The 10,450-nt window shown below is 72.2% G+C and carries 6 protein-coding genes; 3 read left to right on the forward strand and 3 right to left on the reverse strand.

All coding sequences use genetic code 11. The annotated features are described in order from the left end of the window. Positions 1 to 41: 41 nt before the first annotated feature. Complete coding sequence (locus HHX40_RS34065; RefSeq protein WP_182883845.1) at positions 42 to 2,906, reverse strand: BTAD domain-containing putative transcriptional regulator; 2,865 nt, start codon at positions 2,904 to 2,906, stop codon at positions 42 to 44. Between the two features lie 647 nt (positions 2,907 to 3,553). Between HHX40_RS34065 and HHX40_RS34070 the strand changes: the two genes are divergently transcribed. The 3 genes from HHX40_RS34070 (at position 3,554) to HHX40_RS34080 (ending at position 8,330) form a co-directional block, all read left to right on the forward strand. Further along, positions 3,554 to 5,020 (forward strand): carbohydrate binding domain-containing protein, encoded by a 1,467-nt coding sequence (locus tag HHX40_RS34070; protein ID WP_182883846.1) that lies wholly within the window; start codon positions 3,554 to 3,556, stop codon positions 5,018 to 5,020. 49 nt (positions 5,021 to 5,069) lie between these two features. Then, positions 5,070 to 6,545 carry a carbohydrate-binding protein gene (locus tag HHX40_RS34075; RefSeq protein ID WP_182883847.1) on the forward strand — a complete coding sequence of 492 codons (1,476 nt, stop codon included), beginning with the start codon at positions 5,070 to 5,072 and terminating at the stop codon, positions 6,543 to 6,545. Positions 6,546 to 6,956: 411 nt separating this feature from the next. Beyond that, complete coding sequence (locus tag HHX40_RS34080) at positions 6,957 to 8,330, forward strand: hypothetical protein (protein ID WP_182883848.1); 1,374 nt, start codon at positions 6,957 to 6,959, stop codon at positions 8,328 to 8,330. A gap of 35 nt (positions 8,331 to 8,365) precedes the next feature. Here HHX40_RS34080 and HHX40_RS34085 read toward each other — a convergent pair whose 3' ends face one another. After that, positions 8,366 to 8,776 (reverse strand): hypothetical protein, encoded by a 411-nt coding sequence (locus tag HHX40_RS34085; RefSeq protein ID WP_117409155.1) that lies wholly within the window; start codon positions 8,774 to 8,776, stop codon positions 8,366 to 8,368. A gap of 101 nt (positions 8,777 to 8,877) precedes the next feature. Beyond that, entirely contained in the window at positions 8,878 to 10,014 is a 1,137-nt protein-coding gene (locus HHX40_RS34090) for an AI-2E family transporter (RefSeq protein ID WP_182883849.1), read from the reverse strand. Between the last annotated feature and the right edge of the window lie 436 nt (positions 10,015 to 10,450).

The raw sequence follows: 10,450 nt of genomic DNA on the forward strand, positions 1-10,450 counted from the left end.
CGCTGGGAAGACCGTGGTCGCCGGGAGGACCGTCGTCCGCGTCACCGGGACCGGCGGCCCGGGACCAGGGTCCTGACCAAGCGGCTCGTCTCCTCTCGGGACAGCTCCCGCCCGCGGGCGGCATGGCGCTCGTACTCGTGCGGCGGCAGCGCCCCGCGGACCGCGGCGGCCTCGCGCGGGCCGTCCAGCGGGTCCATCAGCTCAGGGGACACGCCCGCCCGGGCGCCGATCGCCTCCACCGCCCCCATCAGCACGGCGGCCTCCTCCGCCCGGCCGGTCAGCGCCAGCGCCCGCGCCGTGCTGTGCACCGTCACCAGCCAGAAGGAGATGTCTCCGTAGCGGTCCATGGCCGCCAGGAGGTCCCCCGCGACGGCCAGCGCCCTGGCGCCGTCCCCGCGGTCCGAAGCGGTCTTCATGTCGCACCAGGCGGCGCCGTCCGCGGCCCAGTCGTGGCCGCTGGCGTGGGCGGCGGCGATCGCCTCCTGGAAGACCGCGTCGGCGGCCGGCAGATCTCCCAGGGCCCGCAGCGCCATGCCCCGCACCATGAGCGTCTCGGCCTCCAGCCAGGACAGCGCGGTGTTCCGGGCGATCTCGACGGCCCGCCCGGTCAGGGTCGCGGCGTCGACCGGCAGGCCGGCCAGCAGGCCCGTGTACGCGCCGTAGGCGGTGGCGCCCGCCTCCGTCACCGGGTCACCGGCCTCGCGGGCCTCCTCGACGGCCGCACGGGCCGCCTCGTGGGACCGCGCGGTCTGTCCGGCCAGGTAGAGCAGCGCCGTCAGGGCGAAGCGGGCACGTGCGCGGACACCGGGCCCGGCCTCCGGGGCGGCGGCGAACGCCTCCGACAGCCAGGCCAGGCCCTCCGCCACGTGGCCCATCCGGAACCAGAACCAGAAGAGCGCGCCGCCCAGCCGCAGCGCGTAGTCGCCGTCGCCCGCCGCCAGCGCGGAGGCGAACGCGGCGCGGAACTCCGGCTGGTCGCGGCTCAGCCCGTCGAGCAACGCCGCGCCCTGCGGGCCGCGCAGGTGGCGTTCGACGCTCTCGGCCCGCGCGAGCGCCCAGGTGCGATGGCGGGCCCGCGTCTCCTCCAGTTCCTCCGGGGAGAGCGCGGCCAGGGCGTACTGGCGCACGGTCTCCAGCATCCGGTAGCGGCGCGGCGTCGTGCCGGGCTCGGCGGTGACCAGCGACTTGCGGACCAGCGCCGACAGCGGGGGGAGGACGGGCGTGATCCCGCCGACGGCGGCCGCCGTCTCCAGGTCGAAGCCGCCGCCGAGCACCCCGAGCCGGTGGAAGAGGAGGCGTTCGTCCGGCAGCAGCAGGTGGTCGCTCCACGCGATCGTGTCCAGCAGGGTCCGGTGGCGGTCGGGACGCCCGGCCGGCCCGCCCACGAGCAGGGTGAAGCGGTCCTCCAGCGCGTCGGCGATCTGGTCCACGGACAGCGTGCGGCACTGTGCGGCGGCGAGCTCGATGGCCAGCGGGATCCCGTCGAGCCCCGCGCACAGGGCGGTGATCCTCTCTCTGTCGTCCGGCCCCGTCGTCCAGCCGGGAACGGCGGCGGACGCACGGCTGAGGAAGAGGTCGGCGGCCTCCGTGGCGGCGTCCAGAGGCGGCACCTCGTAGACCGCCTCACCGGTGAGGCCCAGAGCCTCGCGGCTCGTGCCGAGGATCCGTACGGCTCCGCAACGGGTCAGCAGGGTGTGGGCCAGCGTCGCGACCGGAGTCAGCAGGTGCTCGCAGTTGTCGAGGACGAGCAGCGCGTCGCGCCCGGCGAGCATCGCGGCCAGCTGCTCGGCGGACGACGCGGCGGGCAGGCCCAGGGTGGTCGCGACGGTCGCCGCCAGCAGATCGGGGGCGCCCAGCGCGCCCAGCTCCACGAGCCAGGGCCCGTCGCCGCCGTCGCGGGTGCCGTCGTGAGCGCGGGCGCGGGCGACCTCCAGGGCCAGCCGGGTCTTGCCCACCCCTCCGGGCCCGGTGAGCGTGACGAGCCGGTGCTCCTCCAGCAGGCCGGCGACGGCCGCGAGGTCGGAGTCACGGCCGACGAATCCGGACAGCGCGAACGGCAGGTTGCCCGAGGGCGGCGGGGGCTCCGCGACCCGCGGGGAACGCGCGGGGCCGGACCGCGCGGGCGGCGGGGCCAGCCGGGGGTCCTGGGCGAGCACGGCCGCCTCCAGGTCGCGCAGGCCGCGGCCGGGCTCGACGCCCAGCTCGTCCGCCAGCCGCCGGCGAACCCTCCGCAGCGCGGCGAGGGCCTCGGCCTGCCGTCCCGACCGGTAGAGGGCGAGGGCGAGCAGCTCCCAGCCGCGTTCCCGCAGCGGCTGCTCGGAGACCAGCGCCTCCAGCTCGCCCACGGCGGCGACGTGCCGCCCCGACGCGACGACGGCGGCCAGCCGGTCCTCGCGCACGGCGGCCCGCAGCTCCTCCAGCCGGGTCGCGTCGGGCACCGCGAACGCGGCCTCGGCCACCTCCGCGTAGGCGGGGCCACGCCAGAGCGCGAGCGCCTGCCCGAGCAGCTCCGCGGCGTGGTCCGGCTCGCCGTCCTCCAGCGCGCGCCGGCCGCGCGCGGCCAGGTCCGTGAAGCGCTCGGCGTCGACCATGGCCGGGGCGGCGCGCAGGGCGTATCCGGCTCCCTCGCGCACGAGCAGCCGGGCCGGGGCGCCGGACGCCCGCTCCGGCTCCAGCACCCTGCGCAGGTCGGCGACGTATCCGTGCAGGGTCGTCATGGAGGGCGGCCGGGAGTCCTCCCACACGTCCGTGAGGATCCGCTCCGCGGAGACGTTCCTGCCCCGCGCGATCAGCAGCATCGCCAGCACGGCCCGCTGCCGGGGACCGCCGAGGTGTGCCGGGCGTCCGTCCACCTCCGCGCGCAGCGTGCCGAGCACCCCGAACCGCACGCTCTCGGCGACGCTCACCGCCGGACCCTCCCCGGATCACCGGCCGGGACGTGTATCCCCGAGCGCGGCGGCGGCGGCGCGCCTCCGCGGGACACCCGGGGGACCGTCGTCCGAGGGACGTGAGGGCAGCCGTCTAACGGCACCGGTTCGGCCATGAGGCAATAATGCCGCGAACGTGATCACAGGACACTCCCTTGATCGGTCGATGCTTGTCGCCGCCGTCCGTGCTCCTGTGGCAGGTGTGGCGCGGCGGGGGAGATGTCCGCTTAACGGACGAACAGCACGCCCTTAACGCCCGCATAACGCGCCCGTGGCCTCGACCCCGGCCTGACAGTCTCCGTTAGGAACGCTGTCGAATTGGGTCTTGCAGACCCGCGACCACGAGGCTACGATCCGTACAACTCTTAGGAAACTTTCCTAAAAGAGAGCCCTCCGGGAGCCGGCATGGCCTCTTCCCATCCCTGACGTCTCCTCCTCTTCGCGTCCCGTCGCGCTCCCGGCTTCCGTACGGCCGGTGTCCCCCGATCGGCCGCCTCCGTCAGGCGCCGGTCGTACGGAGCTCCGCCAACCTCCCGTTCACCCCCCACAGAGGTTGTGACCATGCAGATCACGAATCCGCGCCGCGCGTCCTCCACGACCCTCGCTCCGCGTCCGGGACGGCGCGCATGAGAAAGCTCGCCGGCATCGCCACGGCGGCGTCCCTCGCCTTCGCCGCCCTGCTCACCGGCGCCTTCACCGGAACGGCCCGGGCCGCGAACATCGCCGCCAATCCGGGCTTCGAGTCGGGCCTGTCGGGCTGGACGTGCGCGCCGACGGCGCAGGTGGTGTCGAGCCCGGTGCACGGCGGGTCGAAGGCGCTGTCGGCGACGCCGGCCGGCAACGACTACGCCCGGTGTCAGCAGACGATCGCGGTGAAGCCGTCCACGATGTACGCGTTGTCGGCCTGGGTGCAGGGAAACTACGTGTTCCTGGGCGCGACCGGCGCCGCCGTCGAAGTCCAGACATGGGGCTCGCCCGGGTCGGCGTGGTCGCGCCTGACCACGTCCTTCACCACGGGGTCCGCCACGACGAGCGTGACGGTCTACCTCAACGGCTGGTACGGCCAGGGCACCTACTACGCGGACGACGTCGTCCTCGACGGCCCGGGCACCGCGCCCTCGCCGTCCCCGTCGGCGTCCCCGTCGGCCTCGGCCAGTCCGTCGCGGTCGCCCTCGCCCTCGCCGAGTGCGAGCCCGTCGCCCTCCGGGCCGCCGCCCGACCCGGGCGCCATCACCTTCGCGCCGTACGTCGACATCACGATGACCACGCCGTCGCTGGTCGGCGCGTACACCGCGACCGGGGTGAAGAACTACACCCTCGCCTTCGCGCTGGGGGACAGCACGGGCTGCAACCCCGCCTGGGGCGGCACGATCCCGATCGGCGACGCGCGGATCGTCAACGACGTCAAGGCCCTGCAGGCCAGGGGCGGCCAGGTGATCGTGGCCACCGGAGGCGCCGTGGGGCCCTACCTGGAGCACAGCTGCGGCACCTCGGCGGCGCTGCTCGCGGCGTACAAGAAGGTGCTGGACACGGTCGGCACCAACTACCTCGACGTGGACGTCGAGGCGGCCATCGACGCAGGCAAGGTCAACACGGCGCTCAGGCAGTTGCAGGCCGAGCGGGGCACCGTGATCAGCTACACGCTGCGGGTGCAGGGCCAAGACTACGGCGTCGATCCGTTCTCGGTGCAGATCCTCCAGGACGCGGCGGCCAAGGGCCTGAACGTCCTGGTCAATCCGATGCTGATGGACTTCGGCTACTCCGGCTCCTGGGGCGCCGCGATGGTCGGGGCGGCGAACGCCACCGTGGCCCAGATGAAGCAGATCTGGCCGTCGAAGACCGACGCGCAGATCAGGCGGATGCTCGGCCTCACCCCGATGATCGGCAAGAACGACACGGGCCAGGTGACCTACCAGGCCGACGCCCGCACGCTCCTGTCGTACGCGCAGGCGAACCACGTGGGACGGATCGGCTTCTGGTCGGTGGGCCGGGACAACGGCGGCTGCCCGAACGGCACCCTCTCGCCCACCTGCAGCGGCGTCTCCCAGTCCGCCTACGAGTTCACGAACATCTTCAAGGCCTTCACGGGCTGAGCCCTCCTCGATCCCCCCACTCACCCCCCAACCCACCTTGCGAGGAAGAATGCAGCTTCGCCTCCGTACGGGCCGGCACGTCAGGGCCGCGCTCGCCCTGGTCGCCTCCCTCCTCCTGGCGGTCGCCGGACTGGTCGCGGGAACCACCGCCTCCGCCTCGGCGGCCCCGAGCGGCCTGGTCGTGCTGGCCTACCCCGCCTGGGCCCCGAACACCTGGTACGCCATCGGCGCCCGCGTCACCTACCAGGGCGTCGACTACGAGTGCATCCAGGCGCACACCTCCCTGACCGGCTGGGAGCCGCCGATCGTCCCGGCGCTCTGGAAGCCGGTCAGCGGCGGCACGCCGTCGCAGAGTCCCTCGCCGACGCCGCCGTCGGGCGCGCCGGGCAAGCCGGGCAACCCGTCCGTCACCGGCACCGGCAGTTCGTCGATCTCGCTGTCCTGGTCGGCGTCGAGCGGCACGGTGACCGGATACCGCGTCTACGAGGGCACGTCGGTCCGGGCGACCGTCAGCGGCACCAGCGCCACGATCTCCGGCCTCGGCACCTGCACCACCCACACGTACACGGTCAAGGCGTACAACAACAACGGCGAGTCCGCGGCGAGCGGGTCGGTGACCGGCACCACCACGGGCTGCCCCGCGAGCGGCGGCAAGCTTCCCGGCGCGCCCTACCTGTACGAGGGCTGGGGCAACCCGCCGAACCCGGCCACCGTCATGAGCGCCACCGGGGTCAAGCAGTTCACGATGGCCTTCATGCTCTCCGGCGGCGGCTGCGTCCCGGCGTGGGACGGCTCGCGCCCGCTGTCCGGCAGCGCCGACGCCACCGCGATCTCGCAGATCAAGGCGGCCGGCGGCAACGTCCAGATCTCCTTCGGCGGCTGGCAGGGCAACAAGCTCGGCCCGAACTGCTCCAGCTCGTCCGCCTTCGCCTCGGCGGTCCAGCAGGTGATCAACGCGTACAACCCCGCCGCGGTCGACTTCGACATCGAGAACACCGACGAGTTCGAGAACGAGGCCGTCCAGGACCGCATCCTCGGCGGGCTCAAGATCGTCAAGCAGAACAACCCGAACGTCAAGGTCGTCGTCACCTTCGGCACCAGCACGACCGGCCCGAGCTGGTGGGGCACGCGGCTCATCAACCAGTCCAAGGCGCTCGGCGTGAACATCGACAACTACACGATCATGCCGTTCGACTTCGGCGGCGGCGCGAACATGTACCAGAACACCGTCAACGCGGCCGAGGGCCTGAAGAACGCGCTCAAGTCGGCCTGGGGCTGGAGCGACGCCCAGGCGTACGCCCATATGGGCATCTCCGGCATGAACGGCCTGTCCGACCAGCAGGAGCTGACCTCGGTGTCCACCTGGACCCAGATCCGCGACTACGCCAAGTCGAAGGGCCTGGGCCGGCTCGCCTTCTGGTCGGTCAACCGCGACCGCGGCTGCCCGGGCGGCGGCGTGGTGTCGAACTGCAGCGGCATCGCGCAGAGCGACTGGGACTTCACCCGGGTCACCGCGGGCTTCTGACCCCGGCGACCGGGAGAAGCAGGCCCTGGTGAAAGGGGCCGGGCCCGGCACACCGGGCCCGGCCCCCGCCACTCGACACGGCCACTCGGCACGGCCACGCAACCCGCGACCGCATCGGCCGCGCGCCCCGGGAGACCGGGCGCTCCTCGGCAGGCGGCCGGCGCCGCGAGCCCGACACCCCCTACGCGTCGCGCCGGTCGCCCCCGTGTGTGGGGGCCAGCAGGCCGATCAACATCCCGACGATCACGGCCATGACAAGAGTGATCCAGAGGCGAATCTTCATCGAGGTCTCCTGAATGCTACGCTCCGTGCTCACAGTACCCCGAAAGGTGACGTAGCGCGACGGTCGGACGACCGAATACGCCCTTGAGTCGCGGGTTTTGCCGTTCGTCGGGCAGGCTTGGCAGCGTCATGGAATACGCGATCCCCACCAGCATCGTCCTCGCCGCCGGCGTCGTACTGGCGCTCGTCGCCCAGTGGAAGGGCTGGCGGCCGTCTCTGGCCGTCACGCTGACGCTCGGCATCGCCGTACGTGTGCTGATCATGATTCTCGCGGCGAAGGACACCAGGTTCCAGCCGGTCGACTACGTCAACAGCTTCCAGCCCGCGGGCCGGGCGATCGTGGAAGGCCGCGACCCGGTGCTCGAAAGCAACGGCGGCTGGCACTTCCTGCCGATGATCCCCTACCTGTACGGCCTGCTGCTGTGGCTGGGCGTCACCTGGGACTACGCCGGCCGGATCGTCACGGTCGTCTCCGACATCGTGCTGATCCCGCTGGTCGGCCGGCTGGCCGGGGGGCGGACCGCGAAACTGCGCGCCTTCCAGTACGCCTGCAGTCCTCTCGCGATCCTCGTCGCCTCCGTACACGGCCAGGTCGAGCCGGTGTCGCTGGTCTTCGGCGTCGCGGCGTACGTCGTGGCGCGCGGCCCGGGCGACTGGCGGCGGCCGGAGCCGCTGCCGTGGGCCCGCCTGCGGATCGCGGACCGCGCGCTGCCGCTGCCGTGGATCCCGCCGGGGGAGATCGTCCGGAGGCTCGTCCGCCCGTCGGAGGAGGACCGCGCGGCGACGTGGCGGGCGGTCTGGGCGGGCGTGCTCATGGGCCTCGCGCTGTGCGCGAAGAGCTGGCCGGTGATCCTCGTCCCGGCGATGCTGATGTTCCTGCCGGGGCTGCGCAGCCGGCTGGTCTCGCTGGTCGCCGTCGCGGTGCCGCCGGTGTTCTTCCTGCTGACGCTCCCGATCGGCGGCTGGACGGAGTGGCGGCAGCTGCCGGAGGTGCTGAACACCATCGGCCTGCGGCCCAGCGACGTCCGCCCGATCACCGGAGACTGGGGCTGGACCGCGCTGGTCAGCGGCGGCAACTGGAACCTCGACCCGACTCCGGCGCGGATCGGCCAGTACCTCATCTACGCCTCGATCGTCGCCTGCCTCGTCTGGTGGCGCAGGGCCGACCCCGTCGACGTCACGATCGCCATCCTGCTGTCCTTCATGATCTTCACGCCGCGCCTCGGCGCGCAGTACCTGCTGTGGTTCATGCCGTTCCTGGTCGCCCGGCCCACCCGCTGGGCCTGGCCGGCGATCCTCGGCAGCACGCTGTGGGCCGCGGCCGGATACATCGTGCTCACCCAGTTCCACGGGCCGGCGTGGATGGAACTGCACGCGCCGTGGGCGATCAGTTCGCTGCTGGTCTTCCCGTTGCTGGCGGCGGCCATCCCGTGGAAGCGCAGGTACGCCGAGGGCGCGCCGTTGCCCTCGCCGGACGGGAGAGCGCGCGTACAGGCCGTCTGAGCCCGGCCGGCCGGGCTCAGTTTCGCGAAGGCCGCTCAGGTCACGATGAGCCGGACCAGGTGACCATGGCTCTTGTAACCGGGCGGATCGCCGTCGAGCCGCCCGGTCACGCACTCGAAGACGCCCGGCCCCGCCTCCCGTACGAAGAAGGCGGTCTCGGCGATCGACGACAGCAGACGGATCACGTCGCGGTGCACGTGGACGCCCTCCCTGTCGCCGGCCAGCGAGACCGTCACCTCGTACACGCCGTCGTCGAGCAGGCGTTCACCGGTGAGCAGCCACTCCGAGCCGCACGCCCGGCGCAGATGGGGGAGCAGGTGCGCCTCGGGCTCCTCGGTGACCCACCCGTCCCTCCCCATCGCGTCGAGCAGGGCCCGCACCTGTGGCTCCATCGCCGAGGCGTCCGTGATCCCGGTCAGCCGCTCGTCGTCGTCCCATCGCCGCATGACCAGACCCTAAGCCGGAGCGCCCCGCCGTACCCCCCGCCGTACCCTGCGGAACCGCTCCGTGTCGGGGAGCGCCGGGCCCGTGGCCGGCCGGAGCGCCGTCAGTGATCGCCGGACTGCTCCGAGCGCGTTTCGGGGCGTGGGTCAGGGCGCGGGTCGGGGTGCGTATCGGGATGCGTATCGGGGCGGGGTTGCGAAGAGCGTTCCGGCAGCCGCCCGGAGATGAGTGCGGCGGTCCAGGCGCCGTCCGGATCGCTGTCGACGAGCAGAGCGCGGACGAGCAGGCTCAGCGGAATCGCGAGCAGGGCGCCGAGCGGGCCCAGCACCCATCCCCAGACGATCAGCGAGAGGAACGTGGCCGTCGTGGACAGGCCCACGGCGTCCCCCAGGAACTTCGGCTGGATGAACGACTGGATCACCACGTTGATCGCCATGTAGGCCGCGATCACCAGCAGCATCGTCTTGGGCCCGCCCTCCAGCAGCCCGAGCAGCGCCGGGGGGATGAGGCCGAGGATGAATCCGATGTTGGGAATGTAGTTGGTGATCAGGGCCAGGACGCCCCACAGCAGTGGGAGCGGCACGTCCAGGATGTACAGCGCGGTGACGTCGAGGACCGAGCAGATCAGGCCGAAGACCGTCGAGACGATCAGATAGCGGCGGGTCTTGGAGCTGAACGTCTTGAGAGCGTTGGTGAGCGCCGGCCGCTCTGTGGAGGCGGCGTCGACGATCCGCGTGATGACAGGGGCGTCGAGGCTCATGGCCAGGAGCAGGACGACGATGAGGAACAGGCTCGACAGCACGCCGAGGAGACTGCTGAGCAGACTCTGGGCGACGCCGATCAGCTTGCCGGGATCGAGCGACGACAGGGCCTTGTTGAGTTGGTCGCTGCCGTAGCCGAGCCCGGCGGCCCAGTGCTGCAGGTCGGTGACCATGGCGTTGAACTGGACCGTGTAGGTCGGCGCCAGGATGGCGAGTTGCGCGGCGGCGATGCTGAGCACCGCGACCATGCCGAGCAGGACCAGCAGCACCAGCGCCAGGGGTACGGCCACCTGCAGCCACACCGGGGCCCGGCGGCGGACGAGCCACCCGCGCACCGGGGAGACGGCGATGACGAGTGTCAGCGCCAGGACGACCGGGCCGACGATCGAACCCACCGCCTGGACACCGGCGAGGGTGATGACCGCGGCCGCGGTACCGACCAGCACGATCAGGGCACGAGGGAATCCCTGTCGAATCACGTCCGGCTCCTACCCCTTCTTCGCCACCCAAGGTGGACCAGTCCTAGCACGCCTCTGTCTCTGCCCCTGCGCGTGTACGTGACTCGTGACGGGAATGACGCCGGGCGGCACGTCGTTCAACCGGGGCCCGTGGCTCCGCGGAACTTCCTTCCCGGCACTGAGCTGGGAACAGATCCGTGCGCGAGTGCGTTGGACGCGAACCGGGCCAAGACAGTGACAGGGCCTGGTAATCTTGTGATGTCGGCGCGGTCCGGCGCACTCCTCTTCGATCACCTGGGTGGTTGTGTTGTGTGTGCGCGGCCGGTTGGTCGGCGTCTCCTGTGGCTTCTGGGTCTTCGCACCGGTGGTTTTGCGCCGGGGTGAGGGTTCGGGTAAGTTAGAGGGGTTGCCCCGGAAACGGGGCGGTCGAATTCCTGTCGGTTGGCGGGTTTCGGGT

It is taken from the genome of Microbispora sp. H10949 (genome assembly GCF_014161435.1).
GTDB classification, from domain to species: domain Bacteria; phylum Actinomycetota; class Actinomycetes; order Streptosporangiales; family Streptosporangiaceae; genus Microbispora; species Microbispora triticiradicis.